Here is a 25,535-nt window from a genome sequence, read left to right as displayed (position 1 = left end):
CACACGCGGCACCGATCCGAGCTTCTCCCCCGCCCGGCTGCGGACCTTCTCAATTAACCCCAGCAGCCCCGCATGATCGCCGCCCTCCAGCTTGTGACGCGACATCCGATCCCGATCCGGGCTGTGCAGCGTCACCAGCCACGTCTTCTGACTGAGTTCGATCGCAACGAAAATTGTGCCATTATGGCCGGTGGTGGGCGTGTCTACGGTCGATGCTTGCATCTGACTCTCCGAGGGTTCGAGTGTGGAAACCCAAACCTATCGGAAAGGCCACGCTCACCGCCCCATGGAATCTACACGTGCCAGCAACCTTTGCTCGGCTGTCGCGTTCATCCTCTCCAACATCCACGGAGATCAACGATGGCAATGGCCGCAGAGATCAAGGAACATATGGACGTCATCTCGTCGGACCGGAAGACGGTTGGAAAGGTCGATCATCTCGAAGGAACCGACAAGATCAAACTGACCAAGCAAAGCTCACCCGACGGACAGCACCATCATTTCATTCCACTGTCCTGGGTCGACCATGTCGACCAGCATGTCCATTTGAACAAGACGGGCACCGAGGTGACCACGCAGTGGCAACACGGCCGGCACTAGACTGCGATAGTGCCTTTGCGCCGGCCGCGGGGGCGGATATCATGGAGGCGGAACAGAGAACCTCCGATGCATCCGGCCGCGAAACTGCAATTTGAACGCATCGTCGATGAATACGGACGCTGGCGCGCCATTCCGGAAAGTGAACGGCCGCCGGCGCCGGCCTGGTGGTGGGGGGCGGCATTTAAACTGCGCGAATCCGTGGTGGAATTGCCGGCCGACTGGACCATCCGATTGGGTCTCGCCCAGGGCGCGACTTATGCGGCAGGCGCCGCGGTCCTGCTCAAGTCGCTCGCTGGCCAAACTTACTTGCCGTGGCCTTATGATTTCTCGCGCAAGGTGAAATCGACCGATTCCGATGTCCGTGACCTGCACGTGCAGCCATCAGATGACAGCGCGTTTCCACCCTAAGTCCGACCTGGCCTGATCGTCCGCGGCATTGTCTGCCGGCTGCAGTGGTGGAGAGACAAGCGCCGAGGAACACAACAACTCCGCGAGCTCGCGCGGCGGCAGCGGCTTGCTGAGCAGAAAGCCCTGCATCTCGTCGCAACCATGGTCGCGCAGGAAGCGCTCCTGCTCGGGCGTCTCCACGCCCTCCGCGATCACGGTCATCCCGAGCGCCTTGCCCATGCTGATAATGGCTTGCGCGATCGCCTGATCCTCGCTGTCGCGGGCGAGATCGCGCACGAAGGAGCGATCGATCTTGATCGTGTCAATCGGGAATTGCTTCATCAGCGACATCGACGAATAGCCAGTACCGAAATCGTCGATCGCCAGGCGAATGCCGCGGCTCTGGATCGCATCCAGCACCCGGATCGCCCGCGGCACGTTGCGCATCACCATGCTTTCGGTGACTTCGAGCTGCAGCAGTGTCGGCGACATGCCGCTTGAGCGCAGCGCCTCGTCGACATCCTGCAGGAGATGCTCATCAGCGAATTGCCGCGGCGAGAGATTGATCGCCACCGTCACCGGCCGCAAGCCGCGGCGCTGCCAGGCCACGTTCTGCGCGCAGGCTTCCTTCAGCACCCAGCGGCCGATCGGCACGATCAGCCCGATCTCCTCCGCGAGCGGGATGAACTGGCTTGGGGCGACCTGCCCGAGATCGGGATGGGTCCAGCGCAGCAGTGCTTCGACGCCGTTGATCTGGCCGCTCGCGATGTCGATCTTCGGTTGGTAGTAGAGCGAGAACTGATCGCGCTCCAGCGCGCGGCGCAGCGCATTCTCCAGCGTCAGCCGTTCGATCGACTGCGTCTTGATCTCCTTGGAGTAGAAGCGGAAGCCGTTCTTGCCGTCCTCCTTGGCGAGATACATCGCCATGTCGGCGTTCTTGGTCAGCGTCTTGGCGTCCGAGCCGTCCGCAGGATACATCGCGATGCCGATCGAGGCCGTGGTGTGGCATTCGTGTCCGCTCAGTTGCAGCGGTTGGCAGAGCGTCGACAACAGGTTTTCGGCGATCGTCTCGACATCGGCACGGTCGGTCTCTTCCAGGATCACGACGAATTCATCGCCGCCCAGGCGGGCGATGACGTCGCTCGAACGCAAGGTCCCGCGCAGCCGGTCCGCGATCTTGACGAGCAGCAGGTCGCCGGCGTCGTGGCCAAGCGAATCGTTGATAACCTTGAAACGGTCGAGATCGATGAACAGCAGCGCGAACTGGCGCTGGTGGCGGCCGGCCACCTCGATCGCATGGCGCAGCAATTCGTTGAAGGTTTCCCGGTTGGGCAAGCGCGTCAGGCCGTCATGCGAGGCGAGATATTCGATCCGCTCGTCGGCTCGGGCCTTCTCGTCGGCACGATCAAAATTTTCCAGCGCGAACGAGACATTCTCGGCGAGACGTCGGAGCAGCCCGATCAGCTCCGGGCTGAAGGCGCCGGTCTCGCTCGAGAGGAAGATGATGACGCCAATCGGCGTGCCGTTCTTCAAGAGCGGGAAGGCGGCGCCGGAGCGGGTGCCGGCGTCGCGCAGGACCTGATAGAACGGGCTCGAAGCGCCGAAATCGCCGAGATAGTCGTTGCTGATGCAGGGCTTCCGGGTGCGGAACGCGATGCCGGTGAGACTCCGTCCTTCAGGATGCGCTGCATTGACGGACAGGCGCACGTTGAACGCGCGCTCCCCATCCGGACCGGCCGAGGCGACGTTTTCCAGATAATCCTCGCCTGGCCGCTCCAGCGCGATCGCAGTGGAGGTGAAATTGCCGCCGACGACTGCGGCCTCGCAGACCAGGTGGAACAGCTCGGTCCGCGACGTCGCCCGCATGATCGCTTCATTGGTGGCGCTGAGCGCCGCGAACATCCGTGTCAGCCGTTCCTTCTGCTCCTCGGTCCTCGCCTTCTCGTCGGCGCGTTCGAAGCTGCCGAGCGCGAACGACACGTTGTCAGCCAGCCGCTGCAGCAGTTCAACGAACTCGGCGGTAAAGGTGTCGCGTTCGGACGAGATGAAGAGCATCACACCGACCGGCTCACCATCGACGAACAACGGAAACGCGGCGCCCGATTGCGCCCCCTCGCGTTCGATGATGTCCCGGAACGCACTGCCTGCGACGTCCTTCAGGAAGTTGTTGTTGATGCTGGCCTGCCTAGTGCGGAATGCCGCCCCGCAAAGCCCGCGTCCCTCCGGAACGGCCTCGTTGATCGATACCTTGAGCTTGCGGGCGTTCTCGGATGTCGGTCCCGCGCTCGTCGCCATTTCGAGATAGTCGCTGCCGGGCGTGATCAGGAAGATGGTGGTCGAGTTGAACCTGGCACCCTTGCCGGCGGCCTCGCATACCAGCGCGAACATCTCCTCTCGCGACCTCGCCCGCATGATCGCTTCGTTGGTCGCGCTCAGGGCCGCGAACATTCGCGACAACCGATCCTTCTGCCGGTCGGCCCTGGCCTTTTCATTGGCGCGTTCGAAATTTTCGAGCGCCACCGACACGTTCTCGGCGATCCGCGCCATCAGCGCGACGATCTCTTCATCCGTCGCCCACGACCTGCCGACAAAGAACATCAACACGCCGACGCTCTTGCCGAACTTGGTCAGGGGAACCGCGATGCAAGCCATCACGCCGGCGTCGCGTCCGACCTCTTGCCACGGACCGTCCGACTTCGGGATGTCGTTGTTGATGCACGGCCGCTGCGTCCGGAATGCCTGGCCGCAGACGCCCTTGCCATAGATGTTATCGGGATCGGTCGAGAAGCGCGTTTGCGTGATCAGGTCGATTGCGTCGCCGGTGCCGGCAACCGGCTCGAGCCAATGGGTGTCAGGCTCGGCGAGCAGGACCACAGTGGCAACGGATTTCCCGCTATGGACGGCGGCGTCGCAGACGCGCTGGTAGAGATCGTGCTCGGTCTTGGCGCGAAGGATCGCTTCGTTGGTCGCGCTAATCGCCCCGAACATCTGGTTCAGGCGGCGCGTCGCCCGCTCGCTGCTCTTGCGCATGCGCTCATGCTCGAAATTGTCCAGCGCAAACGAAACGTTCGCGGCCATGCGGGCCAGCAGCGACACCAGCTCGTCGCCGAGCGAGCCGACCTCGCGCCGCGTGACGAGGAAAACGCCGACGCTGCGGCCATTGCAGATCAGCGGCATTGCCGCCGCCGCGGCAACCTCGCTGCTGCAAGCGCCCGCACGCCAGGCGAGCGAGCGCGGATCATTCAGATAGTCGTTGCTGACACAGGCCTTCTGGTCGCGGAACGCCTGTCCGCACACCCCACTGCCCTCGGGCGTATTCGCAATGACCGAGATGTCGATGCCGCGCAGCCGCGCTACATCCTCGCCGTAGCCTGTCGCAAAGCGGAGCAGGCTGGTCTCGGGATCCAGCAAGAACACCGCCGTCGCCAGGAAGTCACCGCTGGAAAAGGCGGCCTCGCAAATCTTGGCGTACAGTTCCTCCGGCGATTTGGCGTACAGGATCGCTTCGTTGGTGGCGTTCAACGCTGCGAAAGTACGCCTGATGGTCTGCTCCAAGCGATCAACTCCCTGCGGCCGATCTCGGCCGGCCCCGCGGGATGTTATGCGGAGGAGACCTAAGTGGACGTTAGGAACAGCTATAAGTTGCGAGTCAAAGTAAATGTGGGGCGAATAAAGTCGGACAGAACCCCGCAAAATTACCGGTTTGTTGATGATTTTTCTGCCCAACGCCGGACACGCCGGTTCGGGCGCGAAGCGATGCCTGCAACGTGCCGGTTCCCTGCCATCACACCGGCCGTCCTGAACAGCCGCGTCGGCGTCATGGCGGACCGGACATTCTGGCCTTGCTCGCCGCCCACCGCTTTGAGACGATGGCGAACCATAAACAAGCAAGACCTGCTGCGCGATGCGGGCTTCAAATCCGAGGAACTCCCATGCCGATCGTCCAGGCCGATCGTCTCACCCGCATCGGTGCGGCGCTGCTGCGCGGTGCTGGCGCGTCGGAGGAGGAAGCCCAGGCGGTGGCGGTCGGCTGCGTCAACGCCAATCTCGCCGGACATGACTCGCACGGGATCATCGCGATCCCGACCTATATCGACCGCATCAAGGCCGGCCATATCGTGCCGGGCGCGAAATGGACCATCGCCCAGGAATCGCCGACCACGACCGTGATCGATGGCCAGTGGGGCTTCGGCTTCCACGTCAATGCCAAGGCGATGGACTTGACGATTGCCAAGGCGAGGACCGCCAATGTCGCCGCCTGCACCGTGTTCCGGCAGAGCCATGTCGGGCGGCTTGCGCACTATCCGCTGATGGCGATGCGCGAAGGCATGATCGGCATCGCCACCGCCGATTCCGGCCGCTCGCCAAAACACGTCGCGCCGTTCGGCGGCCGCGAGGCGCGGCTCGGCACCAACCCGATCTCGATCGCTGTGCCGTCCGAACTCGAGGCGCCGTTTTATCTGGACATGGCGACTTCAGCGGTCGCGGTCGGCAAGATCCAACTCGCGGTCGCGCGCGGCGAGCGGATTCCGACCGGCTGGATCATCGACGCCGACGGCCGCCACACCACCGACCCGACAGACTACCGCAAGGGCGGCGCGCTGCTGCCGCTCGGCGGCAGCGAGGGCTACAAGGGCAGCGGCCTGGCGGCGATGGTGGAAGTGTTGTGCGGCCTGCTCACCGGGCTTGGATTCGGCGTCGAGCCGACCGGGCGCCACAATGACGGATGCTTCATGGCGGTATTCAATGTCGCGGCCTTTCGTCCCTTGCAGGATTTCAAGCGCGAGGTCGCCGAGTTCGCGCGCTATCTGAAATCGACGCCGCCCTCGGAAGGAAGTCCGGGCGTGTTCTATCCGGGCGAGGTCGAATATCTGCGCGAGCAGGAGCGCCGGAAGAACGGCATCGAGATCGAGGATGCGACCTGGGACAAGCTCTGCGCGCTCGCCGGCGAATATGGACTCGCGAAACAACTCGATCTGGTATGAGAGGGGCTGCGGCATGACACGGCAAATGGCACTGGTCGGCTTCCTGCAGGCGCAGAACTGCACCAACCTGCCGGGCTCCTGGCGCCATCCCGAATCGCGCGACGATTCGATGTCGGCGGACTACTACCAGGAGATCGCTCGGATCCTGGAAGCCGGCAAGTTCCACATGGCGTTCTTCGACGACCGCCTCGCGATGCCAGACCGTTACGGCAACGATCACGCCCATACTGTCGAATACGGCATCCGCTGCGTGAAGATGGATCCGATCATCGTGCTGACCACGATGGGCATGGTCACCGAGAAGCTCGGCCTCGCCTCGACCTGTTCGACCACCTATTACGAGCCGTTCGACGTCGCGCGCCGCTTCGCCACCCTCGACCTCATGACCGGCGGCCGCGCCGGCTGGAACGTGGTGACCTCCGTCAATGACGGCGAAGCGCTCAACATGGGCCGCGCGCAGCATCTGGAACACGATCTGCGCTACGACCGCGCCGACGAATTCATGGAGGTCGTGCTCGGCCATTGGGATTCCTGGGAGGACGGCGCTGTCATCATCGACAAGAAGAGCGGCCGCTTCGCCGATCCGACCAAGGTGAAGCGGCTCGATCACGATGGAAAGTTCTTCAAGTCGCGCGGGCCCTTCACGGTCCCGCGCTCGCCGCAAGGCCATCCTGTCATCATCCAGGCCGGCGCGTCCGGTCGCGGCCAGCGCTTTGCCGGGCGATGGGGCGAGGTGATCTTCACCGCCGCGCGCAATCTTGCGAGCGCAAGGCAGGGCTATGACGCCATCCGCAGCGAGGCTGCAAAGGCCGGCCGCGATCCCGACCAGATGTTCCTCTGCAATCTGACGACGCCGGTCTGCGGCGCAACCAAGGCCGAGGCGGAAGACCGGATGGCAGAGATCCAGAAGCTGCCGCTGGAGATCGACGCGTTATCGCTGCTTGCCGAGGGCCTCAATTTCGACTTCGGTGCCAAGGGCATCGACGAGCCGCTGACCACGGAAGAACTGCAGGGCATGCAAGGCATGCTCGGGATTCGCGATGGCGTGCTGAGAACCTCCGGCAAGACCAACCCGACCACGCGCGACTTCATCAGCTTCTCCGGCCGCGGCCTGGTGCAGGATGCGATCGTCGGTGGGCCGAAGGAAATCGCCGACCGGCTGGAGGAGATGTTCGTCGGGCGCGGCTGCGACGGCTTCGTCATCGCGGCGAGCTACGTGCCGGGTTCCTACGCCGACTTCGTCCGGCATGTCGTGCCAGAACTGCAGCGCCGCGGCCTCTTCCACAGTGACTACGCCGGCAAGACGCTGCGCGAGAATCTCGGCCTGCCCCGTCCCGCCGCAGGCGCCTGGAAAACCCAGCCGCAGGCTGCCGCTGAATAGGAAAGAGAACAGATGCGCTGGCTTAAATTCACGACCCAGGGAAAGACCTCATGGGGCATCGTCGAGGGCGACCGTGTGATCACAGTGGAAGGCGGTCCCTTCGGCGAATGGCAGCGCACCGCGCAGACGCATGCCCTTGGCGACGTGAAAATCGAGCTGCCGCTGATCCCGCGCACCTTCTATTGCGTCGGGCTCAATTATCTGAAGCACCTGAAGGAAGCCGCCGACAAGCGCGGCGAGATTCCGGCCGTGCCCGACCGGCCCGAGATCGGCTACCGCGCGCAGAACGCGCTGATCGCCCATGACGAGGACGTGGTGATCCCGGCGACCGCAACGGAGAAGATCCACTATGAAGGCGAGCTCGTGGTTGTCATTGGCAAGAAGGCGAAACACCTCGATGCGGCGAACGCGATGTCCTGCGTGTTCGGCTACACCATCGGCAATGACGTCAGCGAGCGCAGCTGGCAGAAGGCCGACCGTGGCCTGTGGCGCTCCAAGAACGCCGACACCTTCAAGCCGATGGGCCCGTGGATCGAGACCGATGTCGATCTCGACAATATGGAGACGGTGGTGCGGGTCAACGGCAACGAGACCAACCGTTTCCGCACCAACGACATGATCTTCGGCGTCGTCCCCTTCATCGTCGAATTGACGAAGTATTTCACGCTGTGGCCGGGCGACGTGATCTGGATGGGCACCGACGGCGCCTCGCCGGACCTGAAAGCGGGCGACGTCGTCGAGATCGAGATCACCGGCATCGGCACGCTGCGCAACCCGTTCGTCAAGGAGCAGCTGTAGATCGAATCGTAGGGAGGGCAAAGCGAAGCGTGCCCACCTTTCACACTCCGCTCGTGATGGTGGGCACGCTTCGCTTTGCCCACTCTACATCACACCGCTCGCGGCCGCCTCGTATCAAACGGCAGCGCGACGCCGGTCTTGATCTCCTTCAGAATCATGTTGGTGCGGACATAGCGGATGCCGGGCACGCGGAACATGAACTCGTCGAGGAACTGGTTATAGGCGTGCATGTCGCGCACGACGACGCGCAGGTGATAGTCGGCATCGCCGGTGGTCGCGAAACATTCCAGGACTTCGCTGCGTCGTTTCACCCGCGCCACGAACTCGTCGACGAATTTCGCATCATGCCGCTCCAGTGAGACATGAAGGATCGCCGACGTCGCAAAACCGGCGCGCTCGCGTTCGACCAGCGCTGAATAGCCCGAGATCACGCCGGACTCCTCCAGCGCGCGCACGCGCCGCCAGCAGGCCGAGGTGGACATGGCGACCGCCTCGGCAAGCTCCTGGTTGGTCGCGCGTCCGTTCTTCTGCAGCTCTGCGAGGATACGTTCGTCCTGCTCTTCGACCATGAGGGCGCCTCCATTTGGTATACTCTACCAAAATCTGCGACAGTACGTAAGATCCTACCGCGCCACGGTCGATTGGAGGGATGAATTGGTAACACCTCCCAGGCGGGCAGGATTACCGTTGGCAGACTCGAATCCGATGCGAGGCCGGCCATGGACGCCATCCCCTCCCTCGACACCTATCAGCTCGCCGACCGCTACGAACGCGACCACGGCCGCGTCTTCCTCACGGGCACGCAGGCGATTGTCCGCATCGTGCTCGACCAGGCCAAACGCGACCGCGCGACGGGACTCAACGCCGCCGGTTTCATCTCCGGTTATCGCGGCTCGCCGCTCGGCGGCGTCGATCTCGAACTCTGGCGCATCGCCGATCGCCTCAAGTCGGAGCGCATCGAATTCCTGCCCGCGGTCAACGAGGACCTCGCGGCGACCGCCGTGCTCGGCTCGCAGCAGGTCGAGACCCAGCCCGATCGCACGGTGCAAGGTGTATTCGGCCTCTGGTACGGCAAGGGTCCGGGCGTCGATCGCTCCGGCGATGCGCTGAAACATGGCAATGCCTATGGCTCCTCGCCGCATGGCGGCGTGCTTGTCGTCGCGGGCGACGATCACGGCTGCGTCTCCTCCTCGATGCCGCACCAGTCGGACGTCGCCTTCATGAGCTGGTTCATGCCGACGCTGCATCCGGCCAGCGTCGCCGAATATCTCGAATTCGGCGAATACGGCTACGCGCTGAGCCGCTTCTCCGGCATGTGGGTCGGCTTCAAGGCGATCTCGGAGATCGTCGAGTCCGGCGCCTCTGTCGCGCTGCGCCCGCCGCGCATCTTCCGGACGCCCGATTTCGCGCCGCCGCTAGGCGGCCTGCACTATCGCTGGCCCGACTTGCCCGGCCCGCAGATCGAAGAGCGGCTGGAGGCCAAGAAGCACGCGGTCTACGCGTTCGCCAAGGCAAATCCGATCGACCGCCACATCTACGACATCCCGCACGCGACCTATGGCATCGTCACGACAGGCAAGGCGCATCTCGATCTGATGGAAGCGCTGCGGCTGATGGGTCTCGATGAAGCCGCCTGCCGCCGCCTCGGCATCGACATCTACAAGGTCGGCATGGTCTGGCCGCTCGCGCTGCACGATGCGATGGAATTCGTGAAGGGCAAGCGCGAGATTTTGGTAGTAGAGGAAAAGCGCGGCATCATCGAAAGCCAGTTCAAGGAATATTTCTACGACTATCCGGGCTCGAAACCGGAGCGGATGGTCGGCAAGCATGACGAAACCGGCGCGCGCCTGATCTCATGGATCGGCGAATTGTCGCCGCGCGCGCTGGCCGATGTGCTGGTGCGGCGCCTCGATCCGATGTTTCCTGGCCTCGATCTTGGTAAGCGCGCCGCCGCGCTGGCGCCGGACGTGCAGCGCCTGATCACGGTCGCGGGCGCGAGCCGCACGCCCTATTTCTGCTCCGGCTGCCCGCACAACACCTCGACCAGGGTGCCGGAGCGGTCGAAGGCGCTTGCCGGCATCGGCTGCCATTTCATGGCAAGCTGGATGGACCGCGAGACCTCGTCCTTGATCCAGATGGGCGGCGAAGGCATCAACTGGGCGGCTTCGTCGCGCTTCACCGGCAACAAGCACATCTTCCAGAACCTCGGCGAAGGCACCTATTATCACTCCGGCTCGATGGCGATCCGCCAGGCAATCGCGGCCGGCGCCAACATCACCTACAAGATTCTCTTCAACGATGCTGTCGCCATGACCGGCGGCCAGCCGGTCGATGGCCCCGTGAGCGTGCATGCCATCGCCCACAGCGTCCGCGCCGAAGGCGTGGCGCGGATCGCGCTGGTCTCGGACGCTCCCTCGCACTTTGCACCCGCCGATTTCCCGGTCGGCGTCACCATCCATCCGCGCGAGGAGATGGACGCCGTGCAGCGGGAGCTGCGCGAAATTCCCGGCGTCTCCGTGCTGATCTACCAGCAGACCTGCGCCACCGAAAAACGCCGCCGGCGCAAGCGCGGCCAGATCGAGGATCCGCCACGCTTTGCCTATATCAACGACCTCGTCTGCGAAGGCTGCGGCGACTGCTCGGTGGAATCGAACTGCCTCAGCGTCGAGCCGAAGGAGACGCCGTTCGGCCGCAAGCGCCGCATCAATCTCTCCACCTGCAACAAGGATTTCTCCTGCCTCAACGGCTTCTGCCCGAGCTTTGTGACCGTCGAGGGCGCCAAGCGCCGCGCGAAGGCTGCAAGCAACATCGATCCGCAGGCGCGTGCAGCCACGCTTCCTCTGCCAGCACTCACACCGCTCGATCGTCCCTATGATCTCCTAGTGACCGGCGTCGGCGGCACCGGCGTCATCACCGTCGGCGCGCTGATCAGTATGGCCGCGCATGTCGAGCGTCGCGGCGTCTCGGTGCTCGATTTCACCGGATTTGCGCAGAAATTTGGACCGGTGCTGAGCTATATCCGCATCGCCGCCCATCCGGACGAGCTGCACCAGGTCCGCATCGACCAGGGCGCGGCGGACGCGCTGATCGGCTGCGATGTCGTCGTCAGCTCTTCCGCCAAGGCGTCCGGTACCTATCGCCGGGGCATGCGCGCCGCGCTCAACAGCGCGGAGATGCCGACCGGTGACGTCGTGCGGTTCCGCGACGCCGACCTTGCTGCGCCAGCGCGCCTGCGCGCGATCGAGACCGTGATCGGCTGCGGCAACCTCAGAACGATCGACGCGAATGCGCTGGCTGAGCGGCTGCTCGGCGACAGCGTCTACGCCAACATCATCATGCTCGGCTTCGCCTGGCAGCAGGGGCTGGTTCCCGTCTCGCTGAACGCGCTGCTCCGCGCGATCGAGCTCAACGGCGTAGCCGTCGAACGCAACAGGCAGGCCTTTGCCTGGGGCCGCATCGCCGGCGCCGATCCGAATCTCCTGCCTGGAGCGGACAGGGCAAAAGCGATCGAAGCCGAAACCCTCGATCAGGTGATCGCCTGCCGAGCCGACTTTCTAACGGCCTACCAGGATGCAGCCTATGCTGCGCGCTACCGGAAAGCGGTGCAGCGCGTGCGCGATGCGGAGACCCCGCTCGGAACCGAAGCGCTAACGGACGCGGTGGCGCGCGCCCTGTTCAAGCTGATGGCCTACAAGGACGAATATGAGGTGGCGCGGCTTCACATGGAGACCGGCTTCCTCGACGAATTGCGCCAGCAGTTCGAAGGAGAGTTCTCGGTGAGATACCATCTGGCACCGCCCTTCCTGCCCGCGGTCAAGGACGCGCGCGGACGACCGCGCAAGCGCAGCTTCGGCCCATGGATCAGGACGCCGCTGAAGCTTCTCGCCCGCCTGAAGACGCTGCGCGGCACGCCGTTCGATGTCTTCGGCTACACAGCCGAGCGGCGCGCAGAACGCGACCTCATCCCCTGGTATGAGGGGCAGATCGATATCTTGCTGGGCAAGCTCGATGCACGACGTATGCCCGACATCATCGCGATCGCCAGAGCGCCGATGGAAATCCGCGGCTACGGCCCGGTGAAGGACGCCGCAATCGCCAAGGTGAAGGTGGAGGTCGCGCGGCTGTCGGCGCAGCTCATGTGAACTGCGCCGAGCGCCGCAGCGTCAAAGCCGAGCGCTAAATCATCCGCGCGACGACTGGAATCCTGCGCAGCGCCACTGTCAGCGCCCAGCTTGCGGCGAGCGTGCCGGCGAACACGACGGCTGCTTTCACGCCGGCCGGCCAAGCATAGTCGTAGACCAGGTACTGCAGGTAGATGATGAAGATGTAGTGCAGGAGGAAGATACCATAGGCCGACGGCTGCATGGCATCGAGCAGGGATAATTTGGCTTTCGCGAAACGCAGGAAGGTCGCCGGCAGCGCGAATGCCATCGCCGCGCTGAACAGCGCGAAGGCGGCGGCGTAAGCCACCTGCCACCACGAGGGCGGATTATTGAAATCAACCCAGTTATGATGGGCGTAGACCAGGAGCAGGATCGCGCCGTAGAACGCCAGCGCATAGCCGAGCCACAGCAACCAGCGATTTGCCATTTCGCCGTCCTCCGCGAAAATGCCCGTGCGCAGGCTGACCACGCCGATGCCGACGCCGGTGAAGAAATAGGCGGCATAGAGCAAGATGCGGCTGGTCTGGATTGGCAGCGGATAGCCGCCCGGCTCGAGCCAGCTCGCGTCGCCGAAGATCAAGCGCATCGGCACGTAGGAGACAAGCGAGACCACCAGGAATGCCGCGAACGCCGTACTCGGCCGATTGCGTACAGAGAAGATCACCTGGCCCAAGCCCTTGATCAGCCGCGGCCCAAGCGACCACACGACGGCGGCGACAATATTGAGCGCGAGCAACACCCACAGGAACCACGCCGGTCCCGACGGCCACGGCCCGACGGTGAGCGTGCGCCACCAGAAATGGAAAAAGTTGAAATCGGTGGTACCAGGCAGATGATAGCGCAGGAAGGTCGGATAATAGGCGATCGGCATCAGCACGAATATCGAGACCAGATAGGGGATGCCGAGCCGCCAGGCGCGTCTGGCGATGAAATTCGCCCCTCCACGACGCGTCAGGCTGTCGTGCACGAACAGGCCCGAGATCATGAACATGCACGCCATGAAGAAACTGTCGTTGAACAAGACGACCAGGTCGAAGCCGAGCGAGCGCGCTTTATCGCCGCTACCGAAATGGGTGTAGTTCACCACCGAATGGTGGATCAGAACCAGCAGTATGATGAAGGTGCGCGCGCGGTCGAGCGCAACGATGCGGGTCGTCGCGATTGCGCCGTGATCAGTTCCATCGGTCTTGCGCAGCATCTGGGCCGTTCCGGATCAGGCTTCTGTTCGATCACTTTTCGAACGCATCGTACACGATCTTCTTGACGTTGACCTCAACGTGCCACCGTCCCGAGGGCGCGTTCAAGAGCAGCACGAAGAACATGTCCTGGGCGGGGTCGACGACGATATACGCCCCCGAAGCGCCGTCCCACTTGATCTCGCCGGGCGAACCCGGCGCCGGCGGCACGGCGTGGCCGGCATCGGTACGGATTCCGAAGCCGTAGCCGAAGCCAAAGCCGTCACCGGGATAATAGAAATAGTTGCGGGCGACGCCCGATCCCGGCCCGATATGGTCTGATGTCATCGCCTTGAACGTCTTCGGGCTGAGAATGATCTTGCCATCCAGCGTGCCGTCATTGAGCATCATCTGGCCGTAACGGGCCATGTCGGCAACCGTCGACACTAGGCCGCCGCCACCGGACTCCCAGCGCGTGACGTCGAGCGGATTGCGCTCGATACGTTCGTCGCTGCGCAGCCGCCGCGCGTAGCGGGCGCGCTCCGCCGGATCGGTCAGGAAATACCTGGTCGTGGTCATGCCGAGCGGCTCGAACAGCGCAGTCTTCTCGAATTCGTAGAGTGATTGCCCCGACGCCACCTCGATGACGCGGCCGAGCACATCGATCGAATGGCCGTAGTCCCACAGCGTGCGCGGCTGCTCGGCGAGCGGCAGCTTCGCGATCCGCGCGGCGAATTCGGCATTGTCGAAGTCGCCGAGATAGATGCCGTCATAGGCCGCCTTCACCAGTCCCGCGCCATAGAAGCCGTAGGTAATACCCGAAGTGTGCAGCAACAGGTCCTCGATCGTGATCGGACGGACCAGCGGCACCAGGTCCAGCACCGGACGGCCCGACTCGTCCTTGCGCTCGACGCCCACCTTCATGTCGGCAAAGGAGGGAATGTATTTGCTGACGGGATCATTGAGCGCGATCTTGCCGCGATCGATCAGGATCATCGCTGCCACGCTGGTGACCGTCTTCGTCACCGAATGCAACGGAAAGATCGTGTCCGCAGTCATGTCAATATTCGCTTCGACATCGCGCTTGCCGAAGCACTTGAAATAGATCGGCTTGCCGTGCCGCTGGATCAGCAGCACCGCGCCGGGAATCTTTCCGGTCGCGCTCTGCTCGGTGAGGAAGGCGTCGAGGCGCGCGAGCTTTTCCATCGACAGCGGCGCATTCGGTGGCGGTCCGAAAGCTGCTGCCGGCAAGGGCGCGATCAGGCAGGCGAGCATCGCGGCAAGCAGCGTCGTGGTTCGGCACAATGGCGCCCGCTTCGCCGCAAACATGCTGATCCCTCCTGCCCTGTGGTCATCAGCAACTTATTGGATTACGGCGTGCTGCGCCATCACCTCGTAGCGAGCCGTGAAGTCGCAGCGGGCGAATACGAAAAGAGCGGTGAAGTTGTAGGATGGTAGAGCGCAGCGAAACCCATCGTTATCCATATTGAGATGATGGGTTTCGCTGCGCTCTACCCATCCTACGACCTACGATCCTACTGTGTCACGAGTAGGGATCGATCAGCTTCTGCTGCTCGGCGCTGTGGCTCACCAGCATGTCGATGAAGGTCCGCACCTTCGCTGACAGATGATGGCGGTGCGGATAGACAGCGTTCATCGAAAGCTCGACCGGCCGGTATTCCGGCAGCAGGCGGACCAGGCGTCCGGCTTCGAGATCGCCATGAACCATGAACCCTGCAGCGAGGCAAATGCCGGCGCCCTGCAGCGCCGCCATGCGCAGCGCCTCGCCGCTATTGGTGGTGAACCGGCCGGAAATCTTCACCGATGCCGGCGCGCCGCTGCGATCGATGAACTGCCACTCGTCCTGGTACGGATAATTCATGTGACGCACGCAGTCGCGCCCGCTGAGCTCGGCGAGCTCATGCACCGTTCCATGCCGCTCGAGATAGTCGTGCGAGCAGCACAGCACGTGGCGCCAGGTGGCGAGGCTGCGCACGATCAGGCTCGAATCCGGCGGCAGCGTCATGCGGACGGCGACATCAAAGCCCTCTTCGATCATGTCGACGGTGCGCTCTCCCATCGAGAGATCGACCCTGACATCGGGATAGGCCTTCAGGAATTCGGCAACCACGGGCGCGACATACGGCACCGTGTGAGTATGGGTATAGACGCGCAGCGTGCCGCGCGGCGTCGAGTGCAATGCGCCGGCGATGTCATCGGCCTGCTCGATATCGGCGAGGATCTGGACGCAACGGTCGTAATAGGTACGGCCGATCTCGGTGAGGCTCACCTTGCGCGTGGTGCGATTGAGCAGCCGGACGCCGAGACGGTCCTCCAGCGACTGGATGTGGTTGCTCACCATGGTTGTGGACATGTTGAGGCGGCGCCCGGCGGCCGAAAAGCCGCCACTGTCCACCACCCGGACAAAGGCCGTCAGGCTGGTCAACCGGTCCATAAGCGAGTTCCAGATTGTTTGCTCTCACTGGATAATCCTTCCAGTTTTTGCGCGATTATCACAGCCTCGGAGACATAGCATCTACCTCATGGATTTGGCGCCCGCCTGCCGACGAGGGGCGCCTGAACGCTTTCCGGGTTAGCTATGTCGACGACATCCTATACTGATACAAAAGAGAAAATCATCCTGCGGCCGTCGCGGCAGACGATCAAGCGGGCGGCTTTGGCATTGGCGGCCGTGCTCGGCGTGGCCGGCAGTGCCGATCTCGGCTACGACTATCTCACCACCGGCCGCTACCTCGAATCGACCGATGACGCTTATGTGAAGGCCGATTCCACGATTATCGCGCCAAGGGTCTCTGGCTATATCGCGCAGGTGCTGGTCGGCGATAACCAGCCGGTCAAGGCCGGCCAGTTGCTGGCCGAAATCGACGATCGCGATTTCCGCGCCGCGCTTGCGCAGGCGCATGCCGATGTCGGGGCCTCCGAGGCGGCGGTGCGCAACCTCGACGCCCAGCTCGCGCTGCAGCAGCCGATCATCGCGCAGGGCACGGCCGATGTCGCCGCCGCCGAAGCCAATCTGAAATTCGCCGAGGAGGAGCAGGCCCGCTATGAGGGGCTGATGAAGACCGGCTCCGGCACCGTGCAGCGCGCGCAGCAGACCGACGCCGCGCTCCGCGCCAGCAACGCGCAACTGCAGCACTCCAAGTCCGGCCTGCTCGCCGCCCAGCGTAAGGTCGATGTGCTCGCCACCGAGCGCGCCAAGGCGGTCGCACAGCTCGACCGCGCCCGCGCGGTGGAGCAGCAAGCGTCGCTGAACCTCTCCTATACGCGCATCACCGCGCCGGTCGACGGCACCGTCGGCGCGCGCTCTCTGAGAGTCGGACAATATGTGCAGGCCGGCACGCAATTGATGGCGGTCGTGCCGCTCGACGCGGTCTATGTCGTCGCGAACTTCAAGGAGACGCAGCTCACGAATGTTCGCAGCGGCCAGCCCGTTGAGGTGGAGATCGACAGTTTCCGCGGCACCAGGCTCCGCGGCCATGTCGACAGCCTGTCGCCGGCGAGCGGGCTCGAATTCGCACTGCTGCCGCCCGACAACGCCACCGGCAATTTCACCAAGATCGTGCAGCGCGTGCCGGTCAAGATCGTGCTCGATGACCGGCGTCTGAAAGGCCTCTTGCGCCCCGGCATGTCGGCCGTGCCGACCGTCGACACCAAGGCCACTGTGCTGGCCGAACGCGACGCCAAAAGCCGGCTCGCCGCCGGCACCGCCCGTCCGAACGGCGGCTAGCGGCACGATGACGAGGGAAGCTCCCAATGACCACTCTCCAGCCCACCCTCAACGCCGCGTCCTCCGCGGAGCTCAGCCCCAAGCCCGCCGCAGCGCCAGCCGTCCCGGCCAAGATCTGGATCGCGGTGGTCGGCGCCAACCTCGGCGCGTTCATGGCGGTGCTCAATATCCAGATCGTCAACGCCTCGCTCGCGGACATCCAGGGCGCGATCGGCGCCGGGATCGATGACGGCGGTTGGATCTCGACCTCCTATCTGGTCGCCGAGATCGTGGTGATTCCGTTGAGCGGCTGGCTCGCGCAGGTGTTCTCGATCCGCCGATATCTTCTGACCAATGCTGTCCTGTTCCTCGTCTTCTCCGCGGCCTGCGCGCTGGCGCACGACCTGCCGCAGATGATCGCACTGCGCGCCGTGCAGGGTTTTACCGGCGGCGTGCTGATCCCGCTGGCGTTCACGCTGATCATCACGCTGCTGCCGAAGGCGAAGCAGCCGATCGGGCTAGCGCTGTTTGCGCTGTCGGCGACGTTTGCTCCGGCGATCGGCCCGACCATCGGCGGCTATCTCACCGAGAACTGGGGCTGGCAGTACATCTTCTATGTCAACCTGGTGCCGGGCGCGATCATGGTCGGCATGCTCTATTTCTCGCTGGAAGCAAAGCCGATGAAGCTTTCGCTTTTGCGCGAGGGCGACTGGCCCGGCATCATCACCATGGCGATCGGCCTATCGGCGCTGCAGACGGTCCTGGAGGAGGGCAACAAGGACGACTGGCTCGGCTCGCCCTTCATCGTCCGCCTCTCCGTCATTGCGGCTGTGGCGCTTGTGGCTTTCATCGTGATCGAGCTGACCGCGAACAAGCCACTGCTCAACCTGCGCCTGCTGCTCCGCCGCAATTTCGGCTTCGGCATGCTGGCCAATTTCCTGCTTGGCACCGCGCTCTACGGCTCGGTGTTCATCCTGCCGCAATATCTGTCACGGATCCAGGGCTACAATGCCGAGCAGATCGGCATGGTGCTGGCGTGGACCGGGCTGCCGCAGCTCGTGCTGATCCCGCTGGTGCCGCGGCTGATGCAGCGCTTCGACCCGCGCATCATCATCGGCGTCGGCTTCACGCTGTTCGCGGCTTCGAACTTCATGAACATCACCATGACCAACGACTACGCCACCGACCAGTTGTTCTGGCCGAACATCGTGCGCGCCATCGGCCAGGCGCTGGTGATGGCGCCGCTGTCGGCGGTCGCGACCGCAGGGATCGAAGCCGAGAACGCCGGCTCGGCGTCGGGGCTTTTCAACATGATGCGCAATCTCGGCGGCGCCGTCGGCATCGCGCTGCTGCAGACGCTGCTGACCAAACGCGAGCAGTATCACTCCAACGTGCTGATGCAGTCGGTCTCCCTGCTGGAGCAGGCGACCCGCACCCGGATCGAGCAGCTTACGCAATATTTCATGGGCCATGGCGTCGCCGACCATGCCGACGCCACCCACCGTGCCATCGTCGCGATCGGCAGGATCGTGCAGAAGCAGGCCTACATCCTGGCTTTCAGCGATACCTTCTACATAATGGGCGTTGCGCTGATCGTCGCCCTGCTCGCCGCGGCGCTGCTGAAGAAGCCGAATGCGCTTGCCGGCGGCGGCGCGCATTAGGATTGCCGCGGCCAAGCACTCCCTCGTCATACGCGGGCTTGACCCGCGCATCCATCAAGAAATGACTCTTCCGAAGTGAGATGGATTGCCGGGTCAAGCCCGGTAATGACGGGAGTGAGGATGCTACACCGCCGTCGCTTTGGCGAACTCCACATAGATCTCCCGCAGCCGGTCCGTCAGCGGGCCAGGCTTGCCGCTCCCGACCTTCTTGCCGTCGATCGATACCACCGCCTGCACGAACACGGTGGCGCTGGTGATGAAGGCTTCCTTGGCGGCCAGCGCCTCCTCGATCGAGAAGGCACGTTCCTCGACCCGGAGCTGGCGTTCCTCGGCGAGCGCCACCACGGCCTTGCGGGTGCAGCCGGGCAGGATCTCGCTGCCGTTCTGGCGGGTCACGATGACGTCGTCCTGGGTCAGGATGAACGCGGAGGATGAGCCGCCTTCGGTCACCTTGCCGTCCTGGATCATCCAGGCCTCGCCGGCGCCGGCTTCGGCTGCCGCCTGCTTGGCCAGCACCTGCGCGAGCAGTGCCACGCTCTTGATGTCGCGCCGCTCCCAGCGGATGTCAGGCACGGTGATCACATTGATGCCGGTCTTGGCCGCGGGCGAGCCGACGATGTCCTTCTCCGCCGTGAACATCACCAGCGTCGGCTTCACCCCCTTGGGAAAGGCAAAGTCGCGGCCGGTATCCGCGCCGCGGGTCACCTCCAGATAGACCATGCCGTTGACGAGCTTGTTGCGCGCCACGAGCTCCTTCTGGATCTCCTCGATCCGCGCGGTGGTTTCCGGCAGTTCGAGCCTGATCTCGCCGACCGAGCGCTCCAGCCGCGCCAGGTGCGAGGCGTTGTCGACCAGCTTGCCGTCGAGCACGGCGGCCACCTCATAGATGCCGTCGGCGAACAGGAAGCCGCGGTCGAGGACCGACACTTTGGCCTCCGAAAGAGGCACATAGGAGCCGTTGACGTAAGCGGTCTTTTCCAAGCGAAGTCTCCCGGAGGTGGTGATGCGATCAGCTTTCTCTATACGCAATTGGTTAATGCCGATAAAGCCTCTACGCTACCCAGCCCTCGCCGTCATTCCGGGGCGATGCGCAGCATCGAGCCCGGAATCCATCTTTCCGCCAGCGCAGGTGCCTAATGGATTCCGGGTTAACGCTTCGCGTGCCCCAGAATGACAGCGGTATTAATGCTGCAAGATCTTCGACAGAAACTTCTGCGCGCGATCGCTGCGCGGCTTGCCGAAGAAATCCGCCTTCAGCGCATCCTCCACGATCTCGCCCTGGTCCATGAAGATCACGCGATGCGCAACCTTGCTGGCAAAGCCCATCTCGTGGGTGACGACCATCATGGTCATGCCATCGCGCGCTAGATTGACCATCACGTCCAAGACTTCGCTGATCATTTCGGGATCAAGCGCCGAGGTCGGCTCGTCGAACAGCATCGCGACCGGGTCCATCGCGAGCGCACGCGCGATCGCCACGCGCTGCTGCTGCCCGCCGGACAGCTCCGCCGGATATTTCTTCGCCTGCTCTCTGAGCCCGACACGATCGAGCAGCTTCACGGCCTTGGCCAGGGCCTCATCGTGCTTGCGGCCCAGCACCTTCTCCTGCGCCAGGCAGAGATTGTCGATGATCCGCAAATGCGGAAACAGTTCGAAATGCTGGAACACCATGCCGACGCGTGCACGCAGTTTCGGCAGGTCGGTCTTGGGATCATTGACCTTGATGCCATCAAGGATGATCTCACCGCCCTGGATCGGCTCCAGCGCATTGACGCATTTGATCAACGTCGACTTGCCCGATCCGGAGGGGCCGCAGACCACCACGACCTCGCCCTTGGCGACGCTGGTGGTGCAGTCCTTCAACGCCTGGAAAGTCGGCCCATACCATTTATCGACGTGGCGAAGTTCGATCATACCTAGCTCAACGGTTGCCGCGAATGCGAGAGCACCTCTCCCATCGGGAGAGGTCGGCGCGCAGCGCCGGGTGAGGGGTTAAGGTCCCTCGATAAAGCAGAACCCCTCAGCCGGATCGCTTTCGCGATCCGACCTCTCCCCATGGGAGAGGTCAAGAGGTGCGTGCCTCGAGACTTCAACTGCATTACTACCTACCGGACAATGGCGATGCGCGCCTGCAGGCGGCGGACGCCGAAGGAGGCAAGGCAGGAGATGGTGAAATAGACCGCTGCCGCGAACAGGTACATCTCGACCAGCCGCCCGTCGCGCTGCGCCACCTTGCTGGCGGCGCCGAGGAAATCCGGGATCGACAGGACGTACACCAGCGAGGTGTCCTGGAACAGCACGATGGTCTGGGTGAGCAGCACCGGCAACATATTGCGGAACGCCTGCGGCAGCACGACGTAGCGCATGCTCTGCGCGTAGGTCAGGCCGAGCGCGCTCGCGGCCGCCGGCTGGCCGCGCGGGATCGATTGGATGCCGGCGCGCATGATCTCGGAGAAATACGCCGCCTCGAACATGATGAAGGTAATGAGCGAGGAGGCAAACGCGCCGACGCCGATGGGGCGCGAGGCGCCGGTCAGCCACTGCCCGATATAGGGCACCAGGAAATAGAACCAGAAGATCACGAGCACCAGCGGCAGCGAGCGCATGAAGTCGACATAGAGCCCGGCGATGCGGCCGAGCAGCTTGAAGCCGGACAAGCGCATCAGCGCGATCAGCGTGCCGAACACCAGTCCGCCCAGCGCCGACAGCGCCGTCAGCGTCAGCGTAAACGTCATGCCGTCGACAAAGAGATAGGGCAGCGAGCGGCGAATGACGTCGAAATCGAAAGAGCCGAGCATGCTATTTCCCCGCGATGTAGCCGGGAATCGCGACCTTGCGCTCCAGGAGGCGCATGCCGGTGACGACGACGAAATTGATCAGCAGATACATGATGGTCGCGGCCGTGAAGGCCTCGAACACCTGGAAGGAGAATTCCTGCATCGCGCGCGCCTGCCCGGTCAATTCGATCAGGCCGATGGTGATCGCGACCGCCGTGTTCTTCACGGTGTTGAGGAATTCGGAGGTCAGCGGCGGCAGGATGATGCGATAGGCCATCGGCAACAGCACGTAGCGATAAGTCTGCGCCGTGGTCAGCCCGAGCGCGGTCGCGGCCTGCTTCTGGCCCCGCGGCAGCGAGGCTATGCCGGCCGCAAGCTGCACGGCGACGCGCGCCGACATGAACAGCCCAACGCCGATCGAGGCCGTCCAGAACGGCGCGTTGGGCAACTGCTTTAGCCACAGCCCCGCCGCGCGCGGCAATAGTTCCGGCAGCACGAAAAACCACAGGAAGAGCTGCACCAGGAGCGGCATGTTGCGGAAAAATTCGACGTAAGCGAAGCCGATCCAGCCTGCGGCCTTCGACGGCAGCGTGCGCAAAACGCCGATCAGCGAGCCGAACACCAGCGCGATGATCCAGGCCATGAGCGCGGTCTTGATCGTCAGCGCCAGCCCGGACAGCAGCATGTCGAGATAGGTGCCGCTGCCCGTCGGATTCGGCTCGAAGAAGATCTGCCAGTTCCAGTGGTAGTTCACAGGTCCCCCGCTCCGCTATGCGCCCGCCCCGCCCATGCAATGGCCGGGCCAAGGCTGGCCGACTGCCGACCCTCATCCTGAGGAGCTTGCACAGCAAGCGTCTCGAAGGATGAGGCCACGATGGGGCCTCATGGTTCTCCCGGCGTTGCGAAGCAACGTCCGGAGACTCGCTACGCGCTCCTCACCATGAGGGGCGACAGTGTACCTACTTATACGAATCAGGGTCCGGCGAGTCCGACGGCTTCGCGAACTCGTTCTTCAGCTCCGCCGCGATCGGCGTATTGAGGTTCAGCCCCTTTGGCGGAATCTTCTGCGTGAACCATTTGTCGTAGATCTTCTGGCCCTCGCCGCTGGTGTAGACCGCAGCGGTTGCCGCATCGACCACCTTCTTGAAGGCCGGATCATCCCTGCGCAGCATGATGCCGTATGGCTCGGGCTTGGAGAACGCATCCTTCGAGATGACGTAGTCGTCGGGCGTTTTCGACCCGGCAATCAGGCTCGCGAGCAAGATGTCATCCATCACAAAGGCGACCGCGCGGTCGGTCTCAACCATCAGGAACGCTTCCGCATGATCCTTGGCCGGGATGATGTTGACGTTCAGCCCGCGCGCGGCATTGGCCTCGGTGAGCTGCTTGATGTTGGTGGTGCCGGCGGTCGAGACCACCGGCTTGCCCTTGAGATCGTCAATAGAATTGATCTTGCTCGACTTTTTCGAGACGAAGCGGCTCGCGGTGAGGAAATGGGTATTGGTGAAGGAAATCTGCTTCTGCCGTTCGGCATTGTTGGTGGTCGAGCCGCATTCGAGATCGATGGTGCCGTTGGCGAGCAGCGGGATGCGGGTCGATGACGTCACCGGGTTGAGCTTCACCTCGAGCTTGTCGAGCTTCAATTCCTTCTTCACGGCATCGACGATCTTGTAGCAGATATCCATCGCGTAGCCGATCGGCTTCTGGTTGTCGTCGAGATAGGAGAAGGGGATCGAGGAATCACGGTGGCCGAGCGTGATCGCGCCAGTCTCCTTGATGTTCTTCAACGTCCCCGTCAGCTCCTGGGCGCCGGCCTCAGCCGCGCCGAGCGCAGCGGCGAGCGCGAAGCCGATCGAAAGAAGGCGTCTCATTGCGTGGTCTCCTCGTTTGGATAGGTGCGATTGTGTCAGAATGTCTTTTAGACGGCACCGGCGCAATGTGGCCGCGACACGGTTGCGGATTTCTCGCTCATCGCCATCATCGCAACCCTTGCGCCCCCTGCGGCCGCAGCCGTCCGCCCATCTCCCCAGCGTTCAAAGGAAATCATACTCGCCCGCGAGAAAATAGAGCGGCCATACTTTAGTCTCGATTGCGTCCGCCCGCCCGCCCGTTGCCGCCCCCGCCGGCGTTCGCCTGCGATCGGCCGCGGCGGTCGGCTCGGCCGCCGCGCCAATTCCGTGGCTCGGTATACCCTGATAGGCGAATTGTCGCACGTGCCGTTTCATCCGCCGGCATCGACAAACCTTTCCCCCAACACACTTTTCTTCCGTTTCGTTTTCGGGAAAGATTGCCCCCTCAGACAAAATAAATCCGGCCCGGCGCCAACGGGACCGCAGAGGGAGTTGATGATGCCTCGTACCAATCGTTTGATGCTTGCCGTCGCGGCCATCGCCATGCTGATGGCAACTCACGCCGCCGCCCAGGACTATCCGACAAAACCGATCACGCTGATCGTGCCGTGGCCGGCGGGAGGATCGACCGATATCTCGATGCGCGCCATCGCCGACAGCGCCTCGAAGATCCTGGGCCAGCCGATCGCGATCGACAACAAGGCCGGTGGCGGCGGCACGGTCGGCCCGGCCACCATGGCGGCTGCCGCGAAGCCGGACGGCTACACCATCGCGCAGATTCCGATCACCGTGTTCCGCCTGCCCCTGATGCAGGAAGTATCGTGGGATCCGGCCAAGGATTTCAGCTATATCGTCCATCTCACCGGCTACACCTTTGGTATCACGACTAGCGCCGAAGGCCCGTTCAAGACGTGGCAGGACGTGATCGATTTTGCCAAGAAGAATCCCGGCAAGGTCACCTATGCGACGCCTGGCGCCGGCACCTCGCTGCATATCGGAATGGAGCAGATCGCGGCCCTAGCCGGCATCAAGCTGACGCAAGTGCCGTTCAAGGGTGGAGCGGAGACCAACGCCGCGGTGCTCGGCCAGCACACCATGCTGCAGGCGGATTCCACCGGCTGGCGACCGCTGGTCGACGCCGGAAAGCTGCGCCTCTTGATGGTGTGGACCGCCGCACGCTCACCGAACTATCCCGACGTGCCGACGCTCAAGGAGCTCGGCTATCCCATGGTCTATGATTCTCCGTTCGGCATCGCCGGACCGAAGGGCATGGACCCCAAGATCGTGGCCAAGTTGCACGACGCCTTCAAGAAGGCGATCGAGGATCCGGCGGTGATCGCAACGCTCGCCAAATTCGACATGGTGCCGAACTACAAGGGCACCGAGGACTACAAGAAATTCGTCGTCGAGGTCACCGCGTCAGAACGCAAGGTGATCGAGTCGCTCGGTCTCGCGAAGAAGACGAACTAGTCCTGCCGGAGGGCAGAATCATCATGAGGCGCGCGCTTGCGCGCTTCAAAGGATGCATTTGGAAGCGCGGCACATGAGCAACGACGCGAACGTAAAATTCCGCCTCAGCAACTCCGAACTCTGGGGCGGGCTGATTGGCCTCGCCTTCGGCGGCTTTGTGATCTGGTCGGGCCTCAAGCTCAAGCTCGGCACCATCAACGATCCCGGCTCCGGCTACGTGCTGTTCTACACCGGCATCCTGATCTGCCTGTTCGCCATCACGATCATTGTCAGTGCCGTCACCGAAGGCGGGCCGACCCTTGCCTCGCGCTGGGAGAACACGCGCTGGACCAAGCCGCTTCTGATCATCGCCTGCCTCACATTGTTTGCGTTCGCGCTCGACACGTTCGGCTTCCTGCTGTCGGCGATTCCGCTGATGGTGCTGCTCTTGCGCGTGATCGATCCCGTGCGGTGGTCGCTGACCATTCCGCTGTCGATTCTGGCCCCGCTCGGCATGTGGTGGATACTCAAGCACCTGCTCGGCATTCAACTGCCTTCGGGCGTGTTCGAGATCGGCTGAGC

General features: G+C 63.4%; 21 protein-coding genes and 1 pseudogene. 10 read left to right on the top strand and 12 right to left on the bottom strand.

Going from position 1 to position 25,535, the window contains the following annotated elements; all coding sequences use genetic code 11:
• Positions 1–222 (bottom strand): annotated as a pseudogene (locus J6497_RS28035) (hypothetical protein); the annotation flags it as partial.
• Positions 223–360: 138 nt separating this feature from the next.
• On the opposite strand from J6497_RS28035, the gene J6497_RS28030 reads away from it, so the two are divergent.
• On the top strand, positions 361–600 hold the full coding sequence (locus tag J6497_RS28030; RefSeq protein ID WP_225707503.1) for a DUF2171 domain-containing protein: 240 nt from the start codon (positions 361–363) through the stop codon (positions 598–600).
• A 66-nt stretch (positions 601–666) separates the two neighbouring features.
• Positions 667–1,008: a hypothetical protein gene (locus tag J6497_RS28025; protein ID WP_225707502.1), complete on the top strand. Its 342-nt coding sequence runs from the start codon at positions 667–669 to the stop codon at positions 1,006–1,008.
• Here the strand turns inward: J6497_RS28025 and J6497_RS28020 are convergent.
• Complete coding sequence (locus J6497_RS28020; RefSeq protein ID WP_225707501.1) at positions 982–4,542, bottom strand: bifunctional diguanylate cyclase/phosphodiesterase; 3,561 nt, start codon at positions 4,540–4,542, stop codon at positions 982–984. The genes J6497_RS28025 and J6497_RS28020 overlap by 27 nt on opposite strands.
• A gap of 377 nt (positions 4,543–4,919) precedes the next feature.
• On the opposite strand from J6497_RS28020, the gene J6497_RS28015 reads away from it, so the two are divergent.
• From J6497_RS28015 to J6497_RS28005, 3 genes are read left to right on the top strand one after another with little or no spacing between them, the layout of a single operon-like run.
• On the top strand, positions 4,920–5,972 hold the full coding sequence (locus J6497_RS28015) for an Ldh family oxidoreductase (protein ID WP_225707500.1): 1,053 nt from the start codon (positions 4,920–4,922) through the stop codon (positions 5,970–5,972).
• 13 nt (positions 5,973–5,985) lie between these two features.
• On the top strand, positions 5,986–7,353 hold the full coding sequence (locus J6497_RS28010; RefSeq protein ID WP_225707499.1) for an LLM class flavin-dependent oxidoreductase: 1,368 nt from the start codon (positions 5,986–5,988) through the stop codon (positions 7,351–7,353).
• A 12-nt stretch (positions 7,354–7,365) separates the two neighbouring features.
• Positions 7,366–8,151, top strand: coding sequence for a fumarylacetoacetate hydrolase family protein (locus tag J6497_RS28005; protein WP_225707498.1), 786 nt, complete (start codon positions 7,366–7,368; stop codon positions 8,149–8,151).
• 89 nt (positions 8,152–8,240) lie between these two features.
• Here the strand turns inward: J6497_RS28005 and J6497_RS28000 are convergent, their stop codons facing one another.
• A complete protein-coding gene (locus J6497_RS28000; protein WP_225707497.1) occupies positions 8,241–8,720 on the bottom strand; it encodes an Lrp/AsnC family transcriptional regulator in 480 nt (159 codons plus the stop codon).
• Positions 8,721–8,870: 150 nt separating this feature from the next.
• On the opposite strand from J6497_RS28000, the gene J6497_RS27995 reads away from it, so the two are divergent.
• Positions 8,871–12,293, top strand: coding sequence for an indolepyruvate ferredoxin oxidoreductase family protein (locus tag J6497_RS27995; RefSeq protein WP_225707496.1), 3,423 nt, complete (start codon positions 8,871–8,873; stop codon positions 12,291–12,293).
• A gap of 34 nt (positions 12,294–12,327) precedes the next feature.
• Here J6497_RS27995 and J6497_RS27990 read toward each other — a convergent pair whose 3' ends face one another.
• The 3 genes from J6497_RS27990 to J6497_RS27980 all read right to left on the bottom strand — a co-directional run bounded on the left by J6497_RS27990 (position 12,328) and on the right by J6497_RS27980 (position 15,944).
• Complete coding sequence (locus J6497_RS27990; RefSeq protein ID WP_225707495.1) at positions 12,328–13,512, bottom strand: acyltransferase family protein; 1,185 nt, start codon at positions 13,510–13,512, stop codon at positions 12,328–12,330.
• A 31-nt stretch (positions 13,513–13,543) separates the two neighbouring features.
• Positions 13,544–14,818, bottom strand: coding sequence for a serine hydrolase domain-containing protein (locus J6497_RS27985; protein ID WP_225707494.1), 1,275 nt, complete (start codon positions 14,816–14,818; stop codon positions 13,544–13,546).
• Between the two features lie 214 nt (positions 14,819–15,032).
• Complete coding sequence (locus J6497_RS27980; protein WP_225707493.1) at positions 15,033–15,944, bottom strand: LysR family transcriptional regulator; 912 nt, start codon at positions 15,942–15,944, stop codon at positions 15,033–15,035.
• A 144-nt stretch (positions 15,945–16,088) separates the two neighbouring features.
• Between J6497_RS27980 and J6497_RS27975 the strand changes: the two genes are divergently transcribed.
• Positions 16,089–17,237 (top strand): HlyD family secretion protein, encoded by a 1,149-nt coding sequence (locus J6497_RS27975; RefSeq protein WP_225707492.1) that lies wholly within the window; start codon positions 16,089–16,091, stop codon positions 17,235–17,237.
• 26 nt (positions 17,238–17,263) lie between these two features.
• Entirely contained in the window at positions 17,264–18,877 is a 1,614-nt protein-coding gene (locus J6497_RS27970) for an MDR family MFS transporter (RefSeq protein ID WP_225707491.1), read from the top strand.
• 123 nt (positions 18,878–19,000) lie between these two features.
• On the opposite strand, the gene J6497_RS27965 is transcribed toward J6497_RS27970, so the two are convergent.
• From J6497_RS27965 to J6497_RS27940, 6 genes are all read right to left on the bottom strand, one after another.
• On the bottom strand, positions 19,001–19,858 hold the full coding sequence (locus tag J6497_RS27965) for a D-amino-acid transaminase (protein WP_225707490.1): 858 nt from the start codon (positions 19,856–19,858) through the stop codon (positions 19,001–19,003).
• A 201-nt stretch (positions 19,859–20,059) separates the two neighbouring features.
• Positions 20,060–20,791 (bottom strand): amino acid ABC transporter ATP-binding protein, encoded by a 732-nt coding sequence (locus tag J6497_RS27960; RefSeq protein WP_225707489.1) that lies wholly within the window; start codon positions 20,789–20,791, stop codon positions 20,060–20,062.
• A 191-nt stretch (positions 20,792–20,982) separates the two neighbouring features.
• The gene (locus J6497_RS27955) at positions 20,983–21,675 is read right to left on the bottom strand and encodes an amino acid ABC transporter permease (RefSeq protein WP_225707488.1); all 693 of its coding nucleotides are present in this window, start codon (positions 21,673–21,675) and stop codon (positions 20,983–20,985) included.
• Between the two features lies 1 nt (position 21,676).
• Entirely contained in the window at positions 21,677–22,408 is a 732-nt protein-coding gene (locus J6497_RS27950) for an amino acid ABC transporter permease (protein WP_225707487.1), read from the bottom strand.
• Between the two features lie 205 nt (positions 22,409–22,613).
• A complete protein-coding gene (locus tag J6497_RS27945) occupies positions 22,614–23,525 on the bottom strand; it encodes an amino acid ABC transporter substrate-binding protein (protein WP_225707486.1) in 912 nt (303 codons plus the stop codon).
• Positions 23,526–23,687: 162 nt separating this feature from the next.
• Complete coding sequence (locus tag J6497_RS27940) at positions 23,688–23,879, bottom strand: hypothetical protein (protein WP_225707485.1); 192 nt, start codon at positions 23,877–23,879, stop codon at positions 23,688–23,690.
• Between the two features lie 123 nt (positions 23,880–24,002).
• Here J6497_RS27940 and J6497_RS27935 point away from each other — a divergent pair, with 123 nt between their 5' ends.
• Positions 24,003–24,974: a Bug family tripartite tricarboxylate transporter substrate binding protein gene (locus J6497_RS27935; RefSeq protein WP_225707484.1), complete on the top strand. Its 972-nt coding sequence runs from the start codon at positions 24,003–24,005 to the stop codon at positions 24,972–24,974.
• Between the two features lie 73 nt (positions 24,975–25,047).
• A complete protein-coding gene (locus tag J6497_RS27930) occupies positions 25,048–25,533 on the top strand; it encodes a tripartite tricarboxylate transporter TctB family protein (RefSeq protein WP_225707483.1) in 486 nt (161 codons plus the stop codon).
• Positions 25,534–25,535 lie beyond the last annotated feature (2 nt).

Source organism: Bradyrhizobium cenepequi (genome assembly GCF_020329485.1).
In the GTDB taxonomy this organism is placed as follows: Bacteria; Pseudomonadota; Alphaproteobacteria; order Rhizobiales; family Xanthobacteraceae; genus Bradyrhizobium; species Bradyrhizobium cenepequi.
This window is presented reverse-complemented; position numbering and strand designations above follow the sequence as displayed.